The sequence below is a fragment of the Nocardiopsis sp. CNS-639 genome (assembly GCF_000381685.1).
Lineage (GTDB): Bacteria > Actinomycetota > Actinomycetes > Streptosporangiales > Streptosporangiaceae > Nocardiopsis > Nocardiopsis dassonvillei.
Map to the genome: position 1 here is coordinate 39,594 of NZ_KB906881.1, position 21,931 is coordinate 61,524.

The following is a 21,931-nucleotide window of genomic DNA, read 5'->3' on the forward strand; positions in this document are numbered from 1 at the left end:
AGATATCCAGGTGTGCACAGGTTTTCCGATGTGGGTTTCTATGCCCGATTCTGGGTAGAAAAATCGGTTTCCTCCGCGGGGTGCGACCCGCCGCCGCGGGCCCGAGCGCGCTCCGCGCCGACGCGGTCCCGCGGGCCGGACCCCCCGGGGGTCAACCCGGATAGCACTCGACCTCGGCGGCCTTGACCCCCGCCCACACCGCGTCCCCCCGGGCCAGTCCCAGCTCTGCCAGGGCCGCCGGGCTGATGTCGGCGGCCAGGGAGGGGTTCCCCGCCAGGTGCACCCTCACCTGGTCGCCGAACCGCTCGATCCCCTCCACCGTCAGCCGCCACACGTTGCGCGGACTGCCGTGCGGACGGTGCGGGTACAGGGCCACGGCGCGCGGCGGGAAGGCCACCAGGGCCGGTCCCCGGTGCGCCTCGTGCGCCTCCACCCGGACGGGCCCGCCGGGACCGTCGCCGTCCAGGGTGACGGTGGTGCCCTCGGCCGTGCCCCGGAAGAGGTTGAGTCCCACCAGCCGCGCGACGTAGGCGGTGCGGGGGCGCCGCGCCACCTCGGCGGGCTCGCCCTGCTGGACGACCCGGCCCTCCTCGATCACCGCCACCCGGTCGGCGAGCACCATGGCGTCGAGCGGGTCGTGGGTGACCAGCACCGTGGCCCCGTCGAACTCCTCCAGCAGGTGGCGCAGCCGGGCGCGCACGTCGATGCGGGTGCTGGCGTCCAGGGCGGCCATGGGCTCGTCGAGCAGCAGCAGGCGCGGGCGCACGGCCAGGGCGCGGGCCAGCGCCACGCGCTGGGCCTGGCCGCCGGAGAGGCGGCGCGGCCGCACGCGCGCGTACGCGGACAGGTCCATGTGGGCGAGCAGTTCGGCGGCGCGCTCGCGGGCCGCCGCCCGCGACAGGCCCTGGTGGCGGGGGCCGAAGGCCACGTTGTCCAGGGCGCTCATGTGCGGGAAGAGCAGGTAGTCCTGGAAGACCATGCCGATGGGGCGGTGCTCCACGGGTGTCCTGGTCTGGTCGCGCCCGTCCACGAGGACGCGCCCGCCGGTGAGGGGCACCAGTCCGGCCAGGGCGCGCAGCGCCGAGGACTTGCCCGCGCCGTTGGGCCCCAGCAGGGCGAGGATCTCCCCCGGGCGCACCGTCAGTGAGGCCTCCAGGGTGAAGGCGCCCCGGCTCAGGCGCAGGTCCGCCTCCAGCGCGGGTACGGGCGTGGACGCGGCCGAGGACGCGGACGCGGACGCTGGTGCGGACGTGCGTTCGGGCCCGGAGGCGGGTGCGGCCGGAGTCGGGGCCGTGCGTTCGGGCGCTGGTGCGGGGCCGGATTCGGGGTCGGGTGTGGTCTCGTCAGGGTGGTGGTTCGGGGCCATCAGGCGTTCGTCCACCTCTCGCGCAGGGTGGCCAGGACGGCCAGGCAGACCGCCAGCAGGATCAGGCTGAGCACGATGGCGGCCTCGGGGTCGCGCTGCATGGCCACGTACACGGCCAGCGGCATGGTCTGCGTGGTGCCCGGGAAGTTCCCGGCGAAGGTGATGGTGGCGCCGAACTCGCCCAGGGCCCGCGACCAGCACAGGACCGCTCCCGCGGCGATGCCCGGCAGCACCATGGGCAGGGTGACGCGGGCGAAGACGGCCGCCCGACCGGCGCCCAGGGTGGCGGCGGCCTCCTCGTAGCGGCGGTCCGCGCCGCGCAGCGCGCCCTCCACGCTGATCACCAGGAACGGCATGGCGACGAACACCTGGGCCAGGACCACGGCGGCGGGGGTGAAGGGCAGGGTGATCCCGAACCAGGCGTCCAGGTGGCGGCCCACGATCCCGTTGCGCCCCAGGACCAGCAGCAGCGCCACGCCGCCGACCACGGGCGGCATCACCAGCGGGACGGTGACCAGGGCGCGCACCAGGCGGCGTCCGGGGAAGTCGGTGCGGGCCAGCAGCCAGGCCAGCGGCACCCCGAGGAGCAGGGACACGGCCGTGGCGGCGGTGGCGGTGGACAGGGACAGCCACAGGGCCGCCAGCACCTCGGGCTCGGTCAGGCGGCCGCCCATGGTGGACCAGGGCGCGCTGACCAGCAGGCCCGCCATGGGCAGCACGAGGAAGGCCACGCCCAGGAGCGCGGGCAGCACCAGGATCCAGGGCGGTCGGCCGAAGCGCCGTCCCCGCGGCGGACGGCGGCGCGGCGCCGCGGCGGAGGGCTCGGCGGGGGCAGCGGGGGCGCGGTCGGGCGTCATGGCACCTCGAACCCGGCGGCCCGCAGGACCTCCTGGCCCCCGGGGGAGCGCACCAGTTCCACCCAGGCGGCGGCGAGCTCGGCGTCGGAGGTGGTGGAGACGACCCCGATGGGATAGTCGTTGACCACCTCGTCGGACTCGTCGAACGCGATGCCCTCGACCCGATCGCCCGCGGAGACGACGTCGGTGGCGTAGACGAGTCCGGCGTCGACCTCACCGAGTTCGACCTTGGTCAGGACCGCGCGCACGTCCTCCTCGTAGGTGTCGGGGGTGATCTCCAGCCCGGCCTCGTCCAGGACCGCGGCGGTGGCCGCGCCGCAGGGGACCTCCTCGGCGCAGAAGGCGACGGCGGTGTCCTCCTCCGCGAGGTCGGCCAGTCCCCCGACACCGGCCGGGTTGTCCGGGGGCACGGCGATGCGCAGGGTGTTGGCGGCGAAGACGACGCCCTGTGCGCCGTGCTCCGCGGCCCAGTCGGGGTGCAGCCCCTCGCCCTCGACGACCCGGTCCATGGTGACGGTGTCGGCGGAGGCGAAGACGTCGGCGGGGGCGCCGGAGTTGATCTGGAGGGCCAGGTCGCCGCTGCCCGCGAGGTTGAGGACCACCTCCGTGCCGGGGTGCTCGGCCTCGAACTGCTCGGCGAGGTCGGTGAAGACGTCGGTGAGGGAAGCCGCGGCGAAGACGTTGAGCCGGTCGGCGGACCCCTCCCCCGGCGAGCAGGCGCACAGGACGAGCGCTGCCGCGGCCAGGACGCGGACCAGCCGGGGAGCGCCGGAGCGGGGGCTGCGGGTGGCGGGCTCACGCATGGCGTTCCCCGGTGGTCTCCACGACCACGTTGGTGGACTTGACCACCGCGGTGGCGACGCTGCCCACCTCCAGGCCGAGCTCGTCGGCGGCCTCGCGGCTCATCAGCGAGACCACCCGGTGGGGTCCGGCCTGGATCTCCACGCTGGCCATCACCCGGTCGCGGACGACGTCGGTGACCAGGCCGCGGAAGCGGTTGCGGGCGGAGGACAGGCGCCGGGCCGGGTCCTCGCCGGCACCCGTGCTCATGAACCCGGCCAGGTCCGCGCCCTCGATCAGACGCCTTCCGGAGGCGTCGCGGGTGGCGGACAGGCGGCCGGAGTCGACCCAGCGCCGGACGGTGTCGGCGCTGACGCCGAGGAGGTCGGCGGCCTCGCTGATGTGGAAGGTCGGCATGGGGCCAACCTATATCCGGCATCTGCTGGGGCAAAAGGGGCTTTCCGCTAGCAGATGCTTACTTTTTCGCCCTCCTCTTGGGATTTTGCGACAGACGTGCGGGCGGCACCGGACCGCGCTCGGGAAGAAGCCGGACCGGGCGCCCCGGAGAGGGACCGGGGATCCACGCCCCGGCGAACGGAACGGGCTCCGGCCCGGGGACGCCTCCCCCGGCCGGAGCCCGCGCGCCCGGTGTCCGGTCAGCCGCGCACGTCGGCGACCTCGCTGACCGGCCCCTGGGCGCGGTAGTCGTCCAGCGCGGTGACCACGTACCCGGCGCCGTCCTCCACCGGCGCGGTGTCGCTCAGCGCGGTCCGCCCGGTGAGGCCCACGAGGTTGTCCGCGGTGACCGCGGCACAGCGCTCCTCCTCGGATCCGGCGGCCGCGTCGGCGGGCAGCCGGTAGACGGCGTAGAAGCGGGCGCCGTCCACGGCCTCCCACGCCACGTCGACCCCCTCGTCGGCGGCCCGGGCCGTGACGCCGCCGACCGTGCCGACCAGCGGCTCCTGGCCCTCGGGCGTGTCGGAGAGCGGCGGCAGGGCGGGGGCGCCGTAGTGCTCGTCGGCCAGCGCGGCGTAGGCGTCGGCGGCCTGCTCGCGCAGGTTCTTGATGGAGAAGTAGACGTCGCCGTCCACCTGGGGCAGCTCGCCGGAGTAGTCCAGCTGGGTGCTGAGGGCGTCCTCGCCGGTCCAGCCGTCCTCGCCCACCCGGTAGGCGGCCTGGCCGATGTACAGGTCCACGCCGGTGCCCTCGACCTCCTGGGCCCACCAGTCGGCCAGGACCTCGTAGTCGGCGGTCTCGAAGCCCCGCTCCCAGTACAGCTGAGGCGCGACGTAGTCGACCGTGCCCTCCTGGATCCAGGCGCGGGTGTCGGCGTGCTGGGCGTCGTAGGACTGCAGGCCCGAGCTGGACGAGCCGCTGGGGTCGGTGGAGTCGTTGCGCCAGATGCCGAACGGGGAGATCCCGAAGCTCACCCAGGGCTTGGTGGCCTCGATGCCCTCGTGGACCCCGGCGATGAGCTGGTTGACGTTGTCACGGCGCCAGTCCTCGCGGTCCTCGAAGCCGTCGCCGTGTTCCTCCCAGGAGGCGTCGTCGTCGAACTCCTCGCCCTCCTTGGGGTAGGGGTAGAAGAAGTCGTCGAAGTGCACGCCGTCGACGTCGTAGCGCTCCACCACGTCGAGGATCACGCGGGTCACCCACTCGCGGACCTCGGGGTTGCCGGGGTCGAGGTAGGCCTCGACGCCGTAGTCGACGAGCCACTCGGGGTTCTCCCTCGCCGGGTGGTCCTCGGCCAGGTTCTCGACGTCGGGGTCCTGGAAGCCCACGCGGTAGGGGTTGAACCAGGCGTGCAGCTCCAGGCCGCGCTCGTGCGCCCCGGCCACCGCGTACTCCAGCGGGTCGTAGCCGGGATCGCCGCCCTGCTCGCCGGTGAGGTAGCGCGCCCACGGCTCCAGGTCCGACTCGTAGACGGCGTCGGCGGTGGGCCGCACGTGCAGGAAGACCGCGTTGAGCCCCATGGCGGAGGCGTCGTCGAGGTAGGCGTCGAGTTCGGCCTTCTGCTCCTCGGCGGACAGGCCCGGCTCGGAGGGCCAGTCGATGTTGCGGACCGTGGTCAGCCAGGCCCCGCGCATCTGCCGCTGCGCCCCGCCGTCCCCGCACCGGAGGGCGGCGGCCGCCCCGGACGCGCCGTCGGCCGGTGGCTCCTCGTCGGCGCCCCGGCCGGTGCACCCCGCCAGCAGGACGGTGGCCGCGGCGGCCGTCGCGGCCCACCGCAGCGCGGCGCGCGTCGGGGTCACGGCACGGGCCACTGAATCCATGGAACAGGTCTCCTCTGAGGGGATGGGTCGCGCACCGCCGTCACCGTGACGTCGCACCGCGAACCAGAGTAGGCCAGACAGTCAATTTTCGGACACGATTGCGCCAATCTGTGGACAACCTCGCATCCCCGGTGCCGGAGGGCCGTTCCGGCAGGGCGACGGAGCGCCCGCGCGTGCGGCGGCGGAGCGTGATCCCCGCCGGACGGCGGCGAGGGCCGGTTCGCGACGACGGCCCTGTCCCGGGAGGGAGCACGTGCGCACCCCGGCCACCACGGCCGATACCGGACACACCGCCCCAGACGAGGTTCTAGACTCGGGGACCGTGAACGCCCTCCTGAGCCCGCCCCGCCTGTCCGTCCGCACCGTCGCCCTGCGCGACGACACCGCCAGCCTGGTGCACCGCCTGCCCGTGGACTCCCCCCTGGCCTGGCTGACCGGCGACGAGGGCATCGTGGGCTGGGGACAGGCCGCGCGGCTGGACCTGGACGGTGAGCCCGAATCGGCCGAGCCCACCGACACCACCCGCTTCACCGAGGCGGCCCGCTGGGTCGACGCCCTCACCGAGCGCGCCGAGGTCCACGACGAGGTGGGGGTGCCCGGCACCGGCCCGGTCGCGTTCGGCACGTTCGCCTTCTCCCCCTCCTCCGCGGGATCGGCCCTGGTGGTGCCGCGCGTGCTGGTCGGGCGGCGCGGCGGCCGCTCCTGGTTGACCACCGTCACCGAAGCGTCCGGGGCGCACCCGGCCGAGCCGCTCGGCCCGACGCCGGAGCCGCGGCCCGTCGGTCCGCTCTCCTGGAGCGCGGGGTCGCTGACCGGCGAGCAGTGGATGGGCGCCGTGGCCGGTACCGTCGAGCGCATCCGCGCGGGAGAGCTCGACAAGGCCGTGCTGGCGCGCGACGCCCTGGCCGAGGCCGACGCCCCCATCGACGTGCGCACCCTGCTGGAGCGGCTGCGGCTGCGCTTCCCCGGTTGTTTCACCTTCTCGGTGGACGGCATGGTCGGAGCCACCCCCGAGCTGCTGCTGCGCCGCGAGGGAGACCAGCTCTCCTCGCTGGTGCTGGCCGGGACCCGCCCCCGGGGCGAGGACACCGGCGCGGACCGGCTCCTGGCCGAGGAGCTGCTGACCTCGGCCAAGGACGTGGACGAGCACCGCATGGCCGTGGAGTCCCTGCGCACCGCGCTGGAACCGCTCACCGAGGAACTGGACGTGCCCGCCCGGCCCCGCCTGCTCGCGCTCGCCAACGTGCAGCACCTGGCCACGCCGGTGCGCGCCCGCCTGTCCCCCGGGGTCTCGGCGCTGGAGGCGGTCGCGGCCCTGCACCCCACGGCGGCCGTGGGCGGCACCCCCACCGCGGCGGCCATGCGGCTGATCGCGAAGGCCGAGGGCATGGACCGGGGCGGCTACGCCGGTCCGGTCGGGTGGCTGGACGGCGCGGGCAACTCCGAGTGGGGCATCGCCCTGCGCTGCGCCCGCGTGGAGGGCGCGCGCGCCCGGCTCTTCGCCGGAGGGGGCATCGTCGCCCAGTCCGAACCGGAGTCGGAGCTCGCCGAGACCGAGTCCAAGTTCCGGGTGATGCGCGAGGCCCTCACCGACCCCGTCTGAGCCGGGGCGGGAGCGGGCTCCGGGCCGGGCTCCGCGGTACGCGCGCGGGCGGCGCCCGTACGGGTGACGCCGCGCACGGAGGCCGCTGCCCGGGCGGGATTTCACGGCCGCGAAACACGGCGCCGCTAGCGTGGCGCCCATGCGTGTCCACGAGGTTTCCTGGGACGATCCCGACGCCGCCGCCCTGCGGGCCGGCCAGCGGGCGGAGATCGCCGAACGGTACGGCACCACCGACTCCGAGCCGGGGGTGGCCCCCTCCGCCGGGGACATCGCGGTGTTCGTGGTGGCCCGCGACGCCTCGGGCGCGGCCGTGGGCTGCGGCGGCCTGCGCGAGCTCGGCGACGCGGCGGGCGAGGTCAAGCGGATGTACGTCCGGCCCGACCGGCGCGGCTCGGGAGCGGCGGCGCTGGTCCTGGCGGCCCTGGAGGAGTGGGCCCGCGAGCGGGGCTGGAAGCGCCTGTGCCTGGAGACGGGCGACCGCCAGCCCGACGCGGTGCGGTTCTACACCCGTTCGGGGTACACGCCCATCCCCGGTTTCGGCGCCTACGCCGACGAGCCCTCCTCGCTCTGCTTCGAGAAGACTCTCTGAGGCCCGCGCGCCCGGTCGGGGGCCGGACACGAGGAACCGGCCCCGGCAGCCCCCACGATGGAAGCCGGGGCCGGTGGTCGTCGTCCCTACCGGCGGGAGGGCGGCCGGGCTACCTGCCGACCTCGCGGCCCGCGGTGTGCCAGATGCACACCACGGACGGGCGCGGGAACTCGCCGTCGGGCCAGGTGCTGGTGGGAGCCTCGAAGCTGCCGCCGTCACCGGGGTGCTGGGGGGCCAGGAACACCGTCTTGCTGTCCTTGGTGACGAAGGGGCCGCAGGCCTCCGCGCCGACCGGGACGGTGGCGAAGGTCTTCAGCTCACCGCGGAAGCGGCCCTCGACCGGCATGACGTGCAGGCCGTCGTTGATCCCCAGGGCGCCGGGCTGGCCGTCCGTGGAGATCCACAGGTTGCCGTCCTTGTCGAAGGTCAGGTTGTCCGGCGCGGAGATCGGCATGACCTTGGACTTGTCGAAGCCCGCGTAGTAGGTGTCGTCGTCCTCGGGGTCGCCGCACACCAGCGGCACGTTCCAGGCGAAGGAGGTGGCGGCCGCGTCGTCGCCGGACTCGACGATCTCCAGGACGTGGCCGTGCCGGTTGGGGCCGCGCGGGTTGGGCTCGTCGGCCTGGCCGGGCTCGCGGGCGGAGTTGTTGGTCAGCGCGCAGTAGACCTTGCCGGTGACCGGGCTGGGCTCGAAGTCCTCGGGGCGGTCCATCTTGGTGGGGCCCACGACGTCGGCGGCCAGACGGGTGTGGATGAGCACTTCGGCGACGCTGAAGCCGGGGACGAAGCTCTCGGTGTCGGTGCACAGCGCGACCCACTCGCCGGAACCGTCGAACTCGCCGTCCGCGGGCAGCGCGCCGGAGCCGTCGAACTCCTCGGCGGGGCTGTTGCCGGACAGGCGTGCCACGTACAGCGTGCCGGTGTCCAGCAGGGAGAGGTTGTGGCGCCGGGAGCCCTCGACGTACTTCTTGGCGCTGACGAACTTGTACATGTAGTCGAAGCGCTCGTCGTCGCCCATGTAGGCCACGACGCGGCCGTCGTCGGCCAGGCGGGTGGTGGCGCCCTCGTGCTTGAAGCGGCCGAGCATGGTGCGCTTGAGCGGCTCGGACCCGGGGTCGAGCGGGTCGACCTCGACGATGTAGCCGAAGCGGTTGATCTCGTTGGGGTGCTTGGAGAGGTCGAAGCGCTCCTCGAAGCGCTCCCAGCGGCGCTCCGTGGCACCGGTGCCGACGCCGTAGCGCCTGGTCTCGGCGGACCCGGAGCCGTTGGCGAAGTACTGGTTGAAGTTCTCCTCGGCGGTGAGGAAGGTGCCCCACGGGGTCATGCCGCCCGCGCAGTTGTTGAGCATGCCCCTGACCAGGGTGCCGGTGGGGTCCTCCGCCGTCTTGAGCAGGTCGTGCCCGGCGGCGGGGCCGGTGAGGCGCATGGGGGTGTCGGCGGTGATGCGGCGGTTGAAGGAGCGCTCGCCCGTGGAGAGCACCCACTTGCCGGTGCGGCCCTCGCGCTGGAGCTCGACGATGGAACCGCCGTGGGCGGCCATGGCGATGCGGACCTGCTCCTCGGTGGCCGCGTTGCCGCCGGCGTACCCCGGGAACATGAGTTCCTCGTTGGTGTACTCGTGGTTGACCCACAGCAGGGCGTGGTCGTCGTCGAGCTGGTGGAAGCCGACGTAGTCGCAGTTGTAGCCGAACTGCTGGGCCTGCGCCTCGGCGGTCTGGTCGTACACGTCGAACTCGGGCGCGCCGGGCAGGACCGGCTCGCCCCAGCGGATGATGACGTGCTGGTCGTAGCCCCGGGGGATGGTGATCTTGTCGTCGTTGTTGGGCTGGACGCTGGTGAAGGTGGGCCGCGGCGAGGGGTGGGGGCGGTCGGGGCCGCGGCGGTCGGCCGAGGCCGGGCTGAGCGCGGCGAGTCCGAGCGCGCCCGCTCCGGCGCTCACGGCACCGGCCTGGATGACGGAGCGGCGGGAGAGCGCCTTGGCGAAGATGTCCCCGAAGTAGGGGTTGTCGCTGGTGTTGGGAGCCGGGTGGAAACAGGCGTCGCCGCAGCGCAGTCTGCATGTCGCACGGGAACGACCGCCACCGACCTGGCCGATCAACGGCAGCTGGCGGCGGCGGGGCGCGGATTCGGGCACACCTTCTCCTTGGGGATCGTGCTGCTCCCACGCGCTCCGTCGGTGCGGGGTCTGACCGGGGCGCGCGGATTCTCTCCTGGTCCGGCGGGGTGCTCCCCCGGACGCTCTCGACCTTGGCCGAAATTCCAAACGCGCAGGTGAAACCAAGATGAACGCGCCTACAACTCCGGCGCATGCCCTGGTAGGTCACGCTGGGAATCCGGAGGGCCACGCATCGTCGGGTTCCGGTCGTGATCATGGCGCACCGTACCCGCCGAATCCACATGACACGCCCGTAACCGCCCCCGGAGTTGTCGGCCCTCCCGTGATTCGGCGCCGGGCGCAGCGGTGCGGCGCGGGACCGGGGCGGGGCGGAGGCGGGCAAACGGTTGCCGGCCGAAGGGGTTTTAGGGCATGCCGACACCGGGGCGGGCGAGGGGTCGAAAAGGGGACGGGTGCGACGCCCGGCGCCCCGGTGGACGGCCCCGGCCCGCGCGGTGGTCCCCGCCCGCTTCCGTCAGGGGCGTGCGCTCAGAGGGCCCCGTCCACCGCGGCGTCGACCGCGGCCTGGATCCGGCGGCGCAGCGCGGCGCTGCCCGCGCGGTGCGTGCACACCTCGATCAGGCGCGGCCCCTCGCCCAGCAGCGCCTTGGGCAGGTCGGTCGCCCACTCCAGGCGGGTGTAGGGCACGTCGGCCACCGCGGCCACCCGTTCCATCGACGCCCCGTGCGGGGTGCCGAACACCCGCTCGAAGTCGGGGTGCCCGGCCTGCTCCAGACCGGAGAAGATCCCGCCGCCGTCGTTGTTGACCACGACGATCGCCAGGTCCGGGCGCGGCTCCCCCGGGCCGATCAGCAGCCCGTTCTGGTCGTGCAGCATCGCCAGGTCGCCCAGCAGCGCGTAGGCGTGTCCCCCGCCTTCGGCCTGGTGGGCCAGTGCCGCGCCGATGGCCGTGGAGACCGACCCGTCGATCCCGCTGACGCCCCGGTTGCCCACCAGGCGCACGCCGCAGCGCGCCCGCATGGTGGCGTCCAGGTCGCGGATGGGCATGCTCGAACCGGCGAACAGCAGCGAACCGGTGGACATGTGCGCGACCAGGTCGCGGGCCAGCCGCGGCTCGCTGAGCACCTCCTCCTCGTCCAGCACCGCGTCCAGGGCGGCGCGGGCCACCGCCTCCGCCTCCGACCAGGTCCGCGACCACTCGGTGCTCGGCGGGGAGCCGGGGTCCAGACCGGCGGGCGGCGCGACCGCGGCCACCACGTCGGTGGCGGTGCGCACCGGGTCGGAGAAGGCGTCGAGCGCGCCCGCGCCGACCACCACGTGCCGTTCGGCCCGGCGCAGGTAGGCCAGGATCTGCCGGGACAGGTTGGGGCGGCCCGCGCTCACCACCAGCTCCGGAGCCGGCCGCGCGGCCACGCGCGGCGAGGCCAGCAAGTGCCGGTAGGTGGACAGCGCGCCCGCCCGGCGGGCGTTGGAGGTCGGTTCGGCCAGCAGGGGCCACCCGGTCGCCTCGGCCAGCGCCAGGAACGGCACCGGGTCGTAGTCCCCGTCGCCGCACACGATCACACCGCGCTCGACGTCGGGCAGGGTGAACGGCGCGGGTTCGGTCAGCGGCCCCGGGCGGCCGATCCACGCCCGGCCGCCGTCGCGCCCCTCCAGGGGCTCGGGCCACGCGCCCGTGTCGGCGTCGGGGGTCAGCGGGTCGCGGAAGGCCACGTTGAGGTGGACCGGGCCGGGGCGTCCGCCCAGCGCCGAGCCCCACGCGCGGCAGGCCAGCGACCGCCAGTAGGCGACCATGCCGGGCACCGGGTCGGGGGTGCCGACCTCGGCGAACAGGCGGACCGCGCCGCCGTACAGGCCGATCTGGTCCACCGTCTGGTTGGCGCCGGTCCCGCGCAGTTCCGGGGGCCGGTCGGCGGTGAGCACCAGCAGCGGCACCCCGCTCTCGTCCGCCTCCATCACCGCCGGGTGGAAGTTGGCCGCGGCCGTGCCGGAGGTGCACACCACCGCGACCGGGCGGCGCGAGACGCGGGCCAGGCCGAGGGCGAGGAAGGAGGCCGAGCGCTCGTCGATGCGCACGTGCACCCGGATTCCGGGGTGGGCGACCAGGGCCAGGGCGAGCGGCGTCGAGCGCGACCCCGGCGCGACGACGGCCTCGGCCAGGCCGCAGCGGGCCAGCTCGTCGACCAGGACACGCGCCAGGGCGGTGGACGGATTCATCAACTCTCTCGATCGTCTCAAGGTGTACCCAGTATCACCATGTGGACCCGGCCCCTACAGTCAACCCCCACCCGGGGCCCGCGGAGGACGAACACGGCTGTTACCCCCCACACACGCCAACCGGACATCCGGTCCCCCCGTCACCGTGCGCCCCAGGCGTAACATCAACGCCGGTCACGGCGCGGTCATCCGGCGCCGGGGACCTCGTCGGCGGCCGACCGCGCGGCCTCGGCGCGGGCCCGCCAGGCGGCGGGGTCGACCTCCACCGCGCGCAGGCTCGCCTCGTCCACCGCCACCGGGCGCACGGGCAGGAACCCGTTCTCGGGCAGCAGGGGGTCGGCGGTGACGTCGGCGGTCAGCATCTGCATGGTGGCCAGGCCGCACGCGTGGGGCAGCTCCGGCAGCGCGGCGGCCAGGGCCACCCCCGCCGCCAGGCCCACCGAGGTCTCCACGGCGCTGGAGACCACCACCGGCAGCCCGCACGCCTCGGCCACGCGCAGCGCGGCGCGCACCCCGCCCAGCGGCTGCACCTTGAGGACCACGATGTCGGCGGCACCGGCGGCGCGCACCCGCAGCGGGTCCTCGGCCCTGCGGACGGACTCGTCGGCGGCCACGGGGACCGACACCCGGCGGCGCACGGCGGCCAGCTCGTCCAGGGTGGCGCACGGCTGCTCGACGTACTCCAGGCCGAAGCGGTCCAGTTCGCGCACCATCCGCACGGCGGTGTCGACGTCCCAGGCGCCGTTGGCGTCCACCCGCACCAGCCCCGAGGGGCCCAGGGCGTCGCGGACCGCCTCGACGCGGGCCAGGTCCTCGGCGGGGTCCTGACCGCGTTCGGCCACCTTGACCTTGGCGGTGGCGCAGCCGCCCGCGGCGACGATCGCGTGGGCCCGCTCGGGGTCCACGGCGGGCACGGTCACGTTGACCGGCACGCGGTCGCGGACGGGCGCGGGCCAGCCGTGGTGGGCGGCCTCCTCACATGCGGCCCACCAGCGGGCGCACTCGCGCGGGCCGTACTCGGCGAAGGGGGAGAACTCCCCCCATCCGGCGGGCCCGCGCACGAGCATGCCCTCGCGGACGGTGATGCCGCGGAAGCGGTTGCGCAGGCCGACCGCGAAGGCGCGTCCCCCGGCGGGCGTGCCCGCCGGGTCGGGTTCGGCAGCGGTCACGGACGACGCGGGAACTTGTCGAACTCCGGGCTGCGCTTCTCCTTGAAGGCGTCGCGGCCCTCCTGGGCCTCCTCGCTCATGTAGTAGAGCATCGTGGCGTCACCGGCGAACTGCTGCATCCCGGCCGCGCCGTCGCTGACGGCGTTGATGGCGCCCTTGAGCATGCGCAGCGCCAGCGGGGACTTCTCCAGCATCTCCCGGGCCCAGGCCACGGTCTCCTTCTCCAGGTCCTCCAGCGGCACGACCGTGTTGACCATGCCCATGTCCAGGGCCTCCTGCGCGCTGTACTGGCGGCACAGGTACCAGATCTCGCGGGCCTTCTTCAGACCGACGGTCTCGGCGAGCAGCCAGGAGCCGTAGCCGCCGTCGAAGGAGCCGACCTTGGGGCCGGTCTGGCCGAACTTGGCGTTGTCCGCGGCGATGGTCAGGTCGCAGCAGACCTGGAGCACGTTGCCGCCGCCGATGGACCAGCCGGCGACCATGGCGATGACGGGCTTGGGCAGGCGGCGGATCTGCACCTGGAGGTCGAGCACGTTGAGGCGGCCGATGCCCTGGCGGGCCACGGCGTCGTCGCCCATGTAGCCGTCCTCGCCGCGGATCTTCTGGTCGCCGCCGGAGCAGAACGCCTGGTCACCGGCGCCGGTGAAGATGATCACGCCGACCGAGGAGTCGTCGCGGGCGAGGTTGAAGGCGTCCTGGAGCTCGAACAGCGTCTGGGGCCGGAAGGCGTTGTGGCGCTCGGGGCGGTTGATCGTGATCTTGGCGATGCCCTCCGCGGTCTCGTAGATGATGTCGGAATACTCGCCCGACCGCTGCCAGTCGATCACGCTGCTCACGGCTACTGCTTCTCCTCAACGGGGACACTGTGGACGGCGCGGACGTGTCACCACGTCCACGCGACAACCCTACGCATTGTGCCAGGCGAGCGGGACGCGCGGGCAGGGCGGTGCTCCTTGCGCCCGTGTCCGCCGCCCGGCACCGGATCCGACCCCCGGGGCGGGTGCTCCGGACACGGGCGTACCCTTGCCGTCGTGGCACGCGAGAGACAGGTCGAGGCAGGCGGAACGCACCCCCGTGACCTGGAGGGGCGCCCCCTCCAGGCGGTGCGCGGACTGGCGCCGGAGCGCCTGGGCGATCTGTTGGCCCGGGCCCTGGACGGGCACGGCCCCGCCCTGCTGCCGATCCCCGACGGGACCCCCGACGCGCGCGTGGACGAACTCCTGGCCGCCATGCGTCCGGCCTCCCTGCGCACCCCGGGCGGGGTCGCCTCGCTGGACGGCGCCCGCCCGACCGGCGGGGACACCGCCCTGGTCATCACCACCTCGGGCTCCACCGGCGCGCCCAAGGGCGTGGAGCTGTCCGCCGCCGCGCTGCGCTCCTCCGCGCGGGCCTCGGTGGCGCGGATCGGGGCCGCCCCCGGAGACGCGTGGCTGTGCGTGCTGCCCGCCGGGCACATCTCCGGCATCCAGGTGATCATGCGCGCCCTGGCCACGGGCGGCCGGATCGAACACGCGGCCTTCTCGGTGCGGACGGTGGTCGGGCTCGCGCGCGGATCGCGACCGCACGTGTCCCTGGTGCCCACCCAGCTGCGGCGCCTGCTGGCCGCCGGGACCGACCTGTCGGTGTTCGGGACCATCCTGCTCGGCGGCGCCGCCGCCGACCCCGCCCTGCTGCGGGAGGCCCGCGGGGCCGGGGGCCGGGTGGTCACCACGTACGGCATGAGCGAAACCTGCGGCGGGTGCGTCTACGACGGCGTCGCGCTGGACGGGGTACGGGTGCGGGTGGAGTCCCCCTCGGCCGACGGGGCCGGGCGGATCCTGCTGTCGGGGCCGGTGCTGCTGAGCGGCTACCGCCTGGCGCCCGGGGTCCGCGCCGATCCGGGCGCCCTGGTCACCGACGCCGACGGGACGCGGTGGCTGCGCACCAACGACCTGGGCCGTCTGGACGGGGACGGGCGCCTGAGCGTGCTCGGACGCGTGGACGAGGTGGTCAACACCGGCGGCCACAAGGTGGTGCCGGGGCAGGTCAACGCCCGGCTGCTGGAGCACCCCGCGGTGGCCGACTCGGTGGTGGTGGGCCGACCCGACCCCGAGTGGGGCGAGCGGGTGAGCGCCGTCGTGGTGCCCGCCGACCCCGACGCGCCGCCCTCCCTGGAGCAGCTGCGCTCGTGGGTGCGTGAGCGCCTGCCCGCCTACGCCGCTCCCCGCGAGCTGGAGGTGCGCGCCTCCCTACCGATGCTGGCCTCGGGCAAACCCGACCTGGTGGCCCTGCGCGGCCCGCGCGGCTGAGGCGCGGGAGCGCCCACGCAAGGCACCGCCGCTGAGGACCCTCGCGTTCGCGGCCGACGCCCGTCCGCGCGGAGGCGGGCGTCCCGGCGCGGTCCGCGGCACCGGCCGCGGGAGCCGCACCGGCGCGGACCCCCGCGCCCTCTCCGGCGCCGCCACCAGCGCCCCGTGGTCCGGTCGCGTGTACCGGCGCGCCTTCCACCCGTGGGACCCTGGGGCGCGTCGGGTGCCGCGCCCCACCACGTCGGTGCCCGTCGAACAGCAGTGACGGCCCGGGGTCGGGCGGTCCGGCCGCTCCGCGCGGAGCGGCCGGTCACGGACGTGTCGGACAAAAGGCGGGGAACTTCCCCGGACCTTCCGACGTCTACCTGAGTAATCCGGCCCCTCGGCCCCTCTCCCAAGGAGGTCCGCAGTTGGTGACAGCCCTCGGCCCACACGTTCGTGCCCCTGCGCTCTCCCCCCAACCGGCCCCCCTTCCCCGCCCGCAGCGGTTCCGGGCACACTCCTTTACCCGCTCCCTACAGCGTTTGGCCACTTCCGTCGCAGTGATCTACGCCACTTCGGCTGATATCCAATCGAGACAGGGAACATTTGACTCCCCAACACGTTGGACATATTGGCGCGTCCAGCCGGCGGGAACCGTCCGCCGCGTGCCACACGTCTTGGAAGGGAGGGAGGTGCCCCGATGACGAGCACTGCCCCAGCCGCTCCGGCACCCACCGCCGGAGTCCCCGCTGACACCGCTCGCAGCGACGACGCGTCCGCCGACGCGGTCCTGACCGACCTGCTCGACCGCGGACGCGCCCAGGGGCACCTGTCCCTCTCCGAACTGCGTGCCGCTTTCACCGCGGCCGCCGTCTCCACCGGCGACGGCCGTTCCATCCTGCGTGAACTCACCGAGAACGGGGTCAGGCTCGCCAACGGGGGCGACGACTCCGCACCGGTGGCCGATCCCGACGCCGAGGACGACGTGCTGGAAGACACTCTCATCGCCACGGTGCCCGACACCGACGAGGCACCCAGGGCCGAAGGCAAGACCGCGCCGCGCAAGGGCCCCTCCCCTCGGAGGAAGACCCGCTCCACACGGCGCGTCAAGAAGGCCGAGCCCGCCCAGACCACCACCGACGCGGAGACCGGCGAGGCCGACCTCGACGACCAGTCCCCCGCCATGGGCGACTCGGTCCACACCTACCTCAAGGCCATCGGCCGACGCCAGCTCCTCACCGCGGAGCAGGAGGTCGACCTGGCCAAGCGGGTCGAGGCCGGGCTCTACGCCGAGTACCGGCTCGGCCTGCACGGCGAGGTGGACGGCTCCGCCCCGCTGGCCGAGGTCGAGGTCGAGGAGCTGGAGTGGGTGGCCGAGGACGGCCGCAAGGCCAAGTCCCACATGCTGGAGGCCAACCTGCGCCTGGTGGTGTCGGTGGCCAAGAAGTACAGCGACCGGGGCATGTCGCTGCTCGACGTGGTCCAGGAGGGCAACCTCGGCCTGATCCGCGCCGTGGAGAAGTTCGACTACACCAAGGGCTTCAAGTTCTCCACCTACGCCATGTGGTGGATCCGCCAGGCCATCCAGCGCGGTTTCGCCGACTCCGCGCGCACCATCCGCCTGCCCGTGCACGTCCTGGAGCTGCTGAGCAAGGTCAGCCGCCTGGAGCGCGACATGCACCAGGCGCTGGGCCGCGAGCCCACGCCGGAGGAGCTGGGCCTGGAGCTGGACAAGACCCCGGCCCAGATCGAGGAGCTGCTGCGGGTCACCCGCCAGCCCATCAGCCTGGACTCCACGATCGGCGAGGACGGCGAGACCCGCATCGGCGACCTGATCGAGGACGTGGACGCCTCGGAGGCCTCCGAGGTGGTGGACCGCCAGCTCATGGCCGACCAGCTGCGCAACGCGCTGTCGGACCTGGAGCCGCGCGAGGCCACCATCATGTCCCTGCGCTTCGGTCTCATGGACGGCCGTCCGCGCACCCTGGACGAGATCGGCAAGCACCTGGGGCTGACCCGCGAGCGCATCCGCCAGCTGGAGAAGCAGTCGCTGTCCAAGCTGCGCCACCCCAGCCGCGCCCAGCAGCTGCTGGACTTCGCCAGCTAGTCTGCGGGGCCGGACCGAAAGGCGACACGGGGCCGCTCCCCAAACGGGGGCGGCCCCGAGCCGTGTCCGAAACCCTCAGGGCGAACCCTGGTTCGTCCCCGGTATCGCGCTCGTCCCGGCACGCCGCGGACGCCCCGGTGCGACGATGGTGGCCATGACCGATCACCCCCAGCGCCACAGCGACGAGATCGCCGCCGCGCTCCGCGCCAGCCGTGAACTCGGCCCCGAGTACGACGAGGCCGTGGCGGCCTCCCTGGTCGAACGCATCGACGGCACCGTCGAGGCGCGCGTGCGCCACCACATGGCCGCGCAGGCGCGCACGGAACCGGCCAAGGCGGGCCTGCCCTCCAACACCGTGCGCTTCGTACTCTCCCTGGTGTGCCTGGGCGTGAGCATCCCGGTCTCCGCGATCACCGCGACCGTGGGCAGCCCGGCCGCGCTGCCGCTGGTCTGGCTCGGGCTGATCCTGTTCTACGTCGTCTCGGTCGTGGGCCTGCGCCGCTGACCGCGCCGGACGTGACCTGGAACATATCGATTCCGCCACGGATCACCTCCGCCGCTTATCTGCCCGTATGCACCTTGTGTCCGAAGCCCTACAGTCGTGCCCACCACGGACCAGACCGGTCCCACCAGGGGGGAAGGACACGATGGTAGCCATCGAACAACGCAGGACGACGTGGAAACAGATCGGTCCGGGCATCGTCGTCGCGGCCACCGGCGTGGGCGCGGGCGACATGGTCGCCACACTCATCGCGGGCAACCAGTTCGGCTACGCCCTGCTGTGGGCCACCATCGTCGGCTGCCTGGTCAAGATCTCCCTGGCCGAGGCCACCGGGCGCTGGCACCTGGCCACGGGGACCACCATCTTCGCCGGCTGGAGCAGCCTGGGTAAGTGGACCACCGTCTACTTCGCGCCCTACATCGTGATCTGGGGCTTCGTCTACGGCGCCAGCGCCATGTCGGCCACGGCCCTACCCCTGGCCGCGCTGATGCCGGGCGTGCCGCTGGAGGTGTGGGCCATCCTGGCCGGGGTCTCCGGCCTGGTGATCGTCTGGTTCAACCGCTACGCGGTGTTCGAGAAGATCATGACGGTGCTCGTGGGCGTCATGTTCGTCACCGTGGTCGGCCTGGCCGTCTACGTCGTCCCCGACATCGGCCAGACCCTGCGGGGCCTGGTCCCGATGCTCCCCGAGGGCTCGGTGTTCTACACCATGGGCCTGGTCGGCGGCGTCGGCGGCACCATCACCATGGCGGCCTACGGCTACTGGGTCAACTCCAAGGGCTGGCGGGACTCCTCCTGGATGCGGATGATGCGGCTGGACAACCGCGTCGCCTACATCACCACCGGCATCTTCGTCGTGGCGATGCTCATCGTGGGCGCCGAGCTGCTCTACGCGAGCGGCATCACGCTCCAGGAGAGCGACCAGGGCCTGATCCAGCTGGGCGACGTCCTGCGCGAGCGCTTCGGCGGGTTCGTGGCGACGGCCTTCCTCATCGGCTTCTTCGCCGCCGCCTACTCCTCCATCATCGGCGTGTGGAACGGCGTGAGCCTGCTGTTCGCCGACTTCGTCAACCACCTGCGGGGCAGGACCAACACCGACCCGGGGGAGAACCAGAAGAGCTGGGCCTTCCGCGGCTACGTGCTCTGGCTGACCTTCCCGCCGATGCTGCTCCTGCTGATCGGCAAGCCCTTCCAGCTGGTCATCGCCTACGGGGTGCTGGGCGCCTTCTTCATGCCGTTCCTGGCCTTCACCCTGATGTGGCTGCTCAACTCCTCGCGCACCCCGCGCGAGTGGCGCAACGGCTGGGTGAGCAACACGGGCCTGGCCCTGGCCGGATCGCTGTTCGTGGTGCTGTGCGTCTACGAGCTCTACGGGATCGTCACCGGGGCCTGAACCCCCGGGAGGCGCGGCGGCGCGCGGGGCGGCCTCAGCCCCGCAGCGCCGCGCGCAGGATCTCCACCGCCTCGTCGTGGTCCAGCCCCACCCGGGAGATCACCTCGGCGTAGGCCCGGGCGGCGGCCAGTGCCTCGGCGCGCTGGTCGTCGCCGCCCGCCGCGACGAACGTCCCCGAACGGCCCCGTGTCTCGACCACACCGGCCTGTTCCAGCTCGCGGTAGGCGCGGGCCACGGTGTTCACCGCCACCGACAGCTGACCCGCCAGCGCGCGCACCGTGGGCAACCGGTAGCCCACCGGGAGTTCACCGTTGGCGACCGCGATGGCCACGATCGACCTGATCTGCTCGTAGGGCGGGACCCTCGACGTCGGATCGACACGGATGAAATCCGCCATGTGCCACTGCGCTCCCCACCGTCGCCTGCCGCGGTGTCCGGCCGCGGACCGAACCGGACCGGACACCAAGTTACCGTGCGTGTAACGACCCCAGGTTGCGGGCCGGGTCCGCCGGTGTCAGACCGCCTGGAGCGGCACCCGCTGGATCCCGTGCAGGCGGTGGGTCTCCCGGGCGGTGAGCAGCCGCTCGGCGATCCGGGTGGCCTCGCGCACCTGCGGGCGGGCCAGCCGCTTGCGCCGGTAGATCCGGTCCTCGTACCCCTTGGCCCCCACCAGGACGCGCTCGCGGGCGTAGGCGGCGCGCATCGCCTCGGTCAGCGCCGTGTCCAGGTCCACGCCCCGCTGGTTCAGCTCCTCCACGGGCGCGTTCTGGGTGCGGGCCCGCTCCAGCGCCTCCTGCGCCTCGGCCACCGCACGCAGGAGTTCGGGCAGGCGCTCCGCGCGCTCCTGGTCGGAGGCCAGGCTCTCCCGCGCCTGAGCCGTGCTCTGCTTGGCAAGTCCCATGTGTGTGCTCCAGACCACGCGTAACGTCGGACGGGGCCACTCTAGAGGTGACCCATATCATCTGGCGAGCCGGGCCGCGCGTCGTGGTGGCCGCGCCGCCCGCGATCTGCCACCTTTACGGCGCACACCCCCGAAAGACATCTCAGGTGGCCAAGTTGTCAAGCCGCGACCGCTAGATCGGAGGTGAACGCGCGTTGCTCGTCGAAGGCCTGGCCGGTTTGCAGGCAGTGGAACAGCTGTCCCAGCATCCGGTTGAGCAGGTGCCGCTGGGCCTGGGCGTGCCAGTCGCCTCGGTCCCGGCGCCGCCGGTAGTGTGCGTAGGCTCCAGAGGACCTGGTCAGCGCGGAGAACGCCCACAAGAAGCCAGCGCTGATCAGCCGGTCGTTCTTGATGAACCGCCTGCCCACGAACCGTTTCCGCCCAGAGGCGCGGGTGATCGGGGCGGACCCGGCGTAGGCCTTCAGGCTGCGTGCGTCGGCAAAGCGAGCGCGGTCGTCTCCGATCTCGGCGAGCACCCGGGCACCGAGCTGAACGCCCATGCCGGGGAAGCTGAGCAGGATCTCAGCGTCCGGGTGCGCGCGAAAAGACTCCTCCACCGCCTGGGCGAGCTCGTCGGCCGCCGCACAGGCGGCGTCCAGCTGGCGGATCAGCGCCAAGAGCTGGATGCCCATGGCGTCCTCGATCCGCTGGGGCTGGTGGGCCCAGGTGGCGCGGAAGATGCCCCGCAGCCGCTTGGCTTCTTCCTCGATGCCGCGTTGGCGGCCGGCGCGTTTGAGCGCCGATCTGAGCTGGGCCAGGGACAGGCGTGCGGCTCGCGCCGGGGTGGGTGCGGCGGCCAGAACCGCTCTGGCCTCGGAGCGCGCCAGCCCGTGCTGGCGTCCCTGGAAGGCCTCCAGAGCGGACGGGTAGTAGTCGCGCAGCAGCGAGCGGACCTGGTTGACCAGCTGCTGGCGTGCCCAGACCGTGTCCTGTTGGGCGCGGGCCATCACCGCCAAGGCGCGCACCTGTTCGCTGTCGGCGGGCAGGGGCCGGTGCGCCGCCATATCGGTGCGCAGGATGTTGGCCAGTACCAAGGCGTCGCCGGGGTCGGACTTGGCCCGGGAGACGCTGTGCCGGTCGCGGTAGCGGGCGGCGGCCAGCGGGTTGATCGCGTACACCCTCCTGTCGCCGGTGCGCAGGGCGGCGACGAGCAGACCACGGCCGGTCTCGATCGCGACCGGGACCGGGGTGGCGGCGCTGTCGCCGTGTTCGGCGAGCAGCTCCAGCAGATGCCGGTAGCCGTTGGCGTCGTCGCTGATCCGGCGCTTGGCCAGCAAGGTCCCGTCGGTATCGACCAGGGCGACGTCGTGGTGGGCCTCGGCCCAGTCAATCCCGCAGAACACCGCCATCTACTTCTCCCTCGTTGGTGTGCTGGTGGTGGGCCTGTGCGGCCCGCGCGGCGCCCTAATTCCAAGGCTCTGGGGCCTGCCATCTCAGTAGCCGTTCGCGGTACCAGCGCACCGCAGGGGCCCCGGTCTTGTTCAGAGCTCTCAGGCTCGGGATCAAGAAGTGGGGGTCGCCCTGCGGTCGGCTCGCACCACAAAGCTCAACGTTCACACCTGGGGTTGGGTTTCGCGACGGCCCGAAGGCACCGGGCGCCACCGGTCTTTCGTGAGGCCTCATCGGGCCGGGACCCATCGGGGGTCTGCCCGGTGCCCACGTGGCCGCAGCGAAACCTGTTCGTCTTTGACCAGTCCAACGGTCCCTTCAACGGGTCTGGTTGGAACCGCTTACACACGAATTAGGACC

The 21,931-nt window shown here is 73.4% G+C and carries 18 protein-coding genes; 6 read left to right on the forward strand and 12 right to left on the reverse strand.

Translation table 11 applies throughout. The features are described 5' to 3' along the window. Positions 1-151: 151 nt before the first annotated feature. From G011_RS0126690 to G011_RS0126710, 5 genes are all read right to left on the reverse strand, one after another. Positions 152-1,366: an ABC transporter ATP-binding protein gene (locus G011_RS0126690; RefSeq protein ID WP_019611138.1), complete on the reverse strand. Its 1,215-nt coding sequence runs from the start codon at positions 1,364-1,366 to the stop codon at positions 152-154. Continuing rightward, the gene (locus tag G011_RS0126695; protein ID WP_019611139.1) at positions 1,366-2,223 is read right to left on the reverse strand and encodes an ABC transporter permease; all 858 of its coding nucleotides are present in this window, start codon (positions 2,221-2,223) and stop codon (positions 1,366-1,368) included. Before G011_RS0126695 ends, G011_RS0126690 begins: the two co-directional genes overlap by 1 nt. Beyond that, entirely contained in the window at positions 2,220-3,026 is an 807-nt protein-coding gene (gene modA / locus G011_RS0126700; RefSeq protein ID WP_019611140.1) for a molybdate ABC transporter substrate-binding protein, read from the reverse strand. The genes G011_RS0126695 and modA overlap by 4 nt, the downstream gene beginning before the upstream one ends. Beyond that, positions 3,019-3,420: a molybdopterin-binding protein gene (locus G011_RS0126705; RefSeq protein WP_019611141.1), complete on the reverse strand. Its 402-nt coding sequence runs from the start codon at positions 3,418-3,420 to the stop codon at positions 3,019-3,021. The genes modA and G011_RS0126705 overlap by 8 nt, the downstream gene beginning before the upstream one ends. A 239-nt stretch (positions 3,421-3,659) precedes the next feature. Then, positions 3,660-5,276, reverse strand: a complete 1,617-nt coding sequence (locus G011_RS0126710; protein ID WP_026338693.1) for a glycoside hydrolase family 10 protein — start codon at positions 5,274-5,276, stop codon at positions 3,660-3,662. A gap of 322 nt (positions 5,277-5,598) precedes the next feature. Between G011_RS0126710 and G011_RS0126715 the strand changes: the two genes are divergently transcribed. Continuing rightward, positions 5,599-6,879 carry an isochorismate synthase MenF gene (locus G011_RS0126715; RefSeq protein WP_019611143.1) on the forward strand — a complete coding sequence of 427 codons (1,281 nt, stop codon included), beginning with the start codon at positions 5,599-5,601 and terminating at the stop codon, positions 6,877-6,879. Between the two features lie 139 nt (positions 6,880-7,018). Beyond that, on the forward strand, positions 7,019-7,468 hold the full coding sequence (locus tag G011_RS0126720; RefSeq protein ID WP_019611144.1) for a GNAT family N-acetyltransferase: 450 nt from the start codon (positions 7,019-7,021) through the stop codon (positions 7,466-7,468). A gap of 109 nt (positions 7,469-7,577) precedes the next feature. On the opposite strand, the gene G011_RS0126725 is transcribed toward G011_RS0126720, so the two are convergent. The 4 genes from G011_RS0126725 to menB all read right to left on the reverse strand — a co-directional run bounded on the left by G011_RS0126725 (position 7,578) and on the right by menB (position 13,806). Further along, the gene (locus tag G011_RS0126725) at positions 7,578-9,602 is read right to left on the reverse strand and encodes a PhoX family phosphatase (protein WP_019611145.1); all 2,025 of its coding nucleotides are present in this window, start codon (positions 9,600-9,602) and stop codon (positions 7,578-7,580) included. A 510-nt stretch (positions 9,603-10,112) separates the two neighbouring features. Next, on the reverse strand, positions 10,113-11,801 hold the full coding sequence (gene menD, locus G011_RS0126730) for a 2-succinyl-5-enolpyruvyl-6-hydroxy-3-cyclohexene-1-carboxylic-acid synthase (RefSeq protein WP_019611146.1): 1,689 nt from the start codon (positions 11,799-11,801) through the stop codon (positions 10,113-10,115). A gap of 185 nt (positions 11,802-11,986) precedes the next feature. After that, positions 11,987-12,970, reverse strand: coding sequence for an o-succinylbenzoate synthase (locus G011_RS0126735; protein ID WP_019611147.1), 984 nt, complete (start codon positions 12,968-12,970; stop codon positions 11,987-11,989). Beyond that, the gene (menB, locus tag G011_RS0126740) at positions 12,967-13,806 is read right to left on the reverse strand and encodes a 1,4-dihydroxy-2-naphthoyl-CoA synthase (protein ID WP_019611148.1); all 840 of its coding nucleotides are present in this window, start codon (positions 13,804-13,806) and stop codon (positions 12,967-12,969) included. Before menB ends, G011_RS0126735 begins: the two co-directional genes overlap by 4 nt. Positions 13,807-14,001: 195 nt before the next feature. On the opposite strand from menB, the gene G011_RS0126745 reads away from it, so the two are divergent. From G011_RS0126745 to G011_RS0126760, 4 genes are all read left to right on the forward strand, one after another. Beyond that, positions 14,002-15,258 carry an AMP-binding protein gene (locus tag G011_RS0126745; RefSeq protein ID WP_019611149.1) on the forward strand — a complete coding sequence of 419 codons (1,257 nt, stop codon included), beginning with the start codon at positions 14,002-14,004 and terminating at the stop codon, positions 15,256-15,258. A gap of 682 nt (positions 15,259-15,940) precedes the next feature. Then, positions 15,941-17,347 (forward strand): sigma-70 family RNA polymerase sigma factor, encoded by a 1,407-nt coding sequence (locus tag G011_RS0126750; protein WP_019611150.1) that lies wholly within the window; start codon positions 15,941-15,943, stop codon positions 17,345-17,347. 145 nt (positions 17,348-17,492) lie between these two features. Next, positions 17,493-17,852, forward strand: a complete 360-nt coding sequence (locus tag G011_RS0126755) for a hypothetical protein (protein ID WP_019611151.1) — start codon at positions 17,493-17,495, stop codon at positions 17,850-17,852. A gap of 142 nt (positions 17,853-17,994) precedes the next feature. After that, positions 17,995-19,242 (forward strand): Nramp family divalent metal transporter, encoded by a 1,248-nt coding sequence (locus tag G011_RS0126760; RefSeq protein WP_019611152.1) that lies wholly within the window; start codon positions 17,995-17,997, stop codon positions 19,240-19,242. Between the two features lie 34 nt (positions 19,243-19,276). Here G011_RS0126760 and G011_RS0126765 read toward each other — a convergent pair whose 3' ends face one another. From G011_RS0126765 to G011_RS0126775, 3 genes are all read right to left on the reverse strand, one after another. Continuing rightward, on the reverse strand, positions 19,277-19,639 hold the full coding sequence (locus G011_RS0126765; RefSeq protein ID WP_013153598.1) for a GntR family transcriptional regulator: 363 nt from the start codon (positions 19,637-19,639) through the stop codon (positions 19,277-19,279). A gap of 117 nt (positions 19,640-19,756) precedes the next feature. After that, positions 19,757-20,143 (reverse strand): hypothetical protein, encoded by a 387-nt coding sequence (locus G011_RS0126770; RefSeq protein WP_013153599.1) that lies wholly within the window; start codon positions 20,141-20,143, stop codon positions 19,757-19,759. Between the two features lie 158 nt (positions 20,144-20,301). Further along, positions 20,302-21,531, reverse strand: coding sequence for an IS110 family transposase (locus G011_RS0126775; protein WP_019611153.1), 1,230 nt, complete (start codon positions 21,529-21,531; stop codon positions 20,302-20,304). Positions 21,532-21,931: the final 400 nt, after the last annotated feature.

Excerpts from the sequence above, each read along its gene's own strand:
- G011_RS0126760 (WP_019611152.1), top strand. The coding sequence starts at position 17,995 with ATGGTAGCCATCGAACAACGCAGGACGACGTGGAAACAGATCGGTCCG.
- G011_RS0126710 (WP_026338693.1), bottom strand. The coding sequence starts at position 5,276 with ATGGATTCAGTGGCCCGTGCCGTGACCCCGACGCGCGCCGCGCTGCGG.
- modA (WP_019611140.1), bottom strand. The coding sequence starts at position 3,026 with ATGCGTGAGCCCGCCACCCGCAGCCCCCGCTCCGGCGCTCCCCGGCTG.
- G011_RS0126755 (WP_019611151.1), top strand. The coding sequence starts at position 17,493 with ATGGTGGCCATGACCGATCACCCCCAGCGCCACAGCGACGAGATCGCC.
- G011_RS0126690 (WP_019611138.1), bottom strand. The coding sequence starts at position 1,366 with ATGGCCCCGAACCACCACCCTGACGAGACCACACCCGACCCCGAATCC.
- G011_RS0126695 (WP_019611139.1), bottom strand. The coding sequence starts at position 2,223 with ATGACGCCCGACCGCGCCCCCGCTGCCCCCGCCGAGCCCTCCGCCGCG.
- G011_RS0126720 (WP_019611144.1), top strand. The coding sequence starts at position 7,019 with ATGCGTGTCCACGAGGTTTCCTGGGACGATCCCGACGCCGCCGCCCTG.
- G011_RS0126770 (WP_013153599.1), bottom strand. The coding sequence starts at position 20,143 with ATGGGACTTGCCAAGCAGAGCACGGCTCAGGCGCGGGAGAGCCTGGCC.
- G011_RS0126775 (WP_019611153.1), bottom strand. The coding sequence starts at position 21,531 with ATGGCGGTGTTCTGCGGGATTGACTGGGCCGAGGCCCACCACGACGTC.
- G011_RS0126765 (WP_013153598.1), bottom strand. The coding sequence starts at position 19,639 with ATGGCGGATTTCATCCGTGTCGATCCGACGTCGAGGGTCCCGCCCTAC.
- menD (WP_019611146.1), bottom strand. The coding sequence starts at position 11,801 with ATGAATCCGTCCACCGCCCTGGCGCGTGTCCTGGTCGACGAGCTGGCC.
- G011_RS0126750 (WP_019611150.1), top strand. The coding sequence starts at position 15,941 with ATGACGAGCACTGCCCCAGCCGCTCCGGCACCCACCGCCGGAGTCCCC.
- G011_RS0126705 (WP_019611141.1), bottom strand. The coding sequence starts at position 3,420 with ATGCCGACCTTCCACATCAGCGAGGCCGCCGACCTCCTCGGCGTCAGC.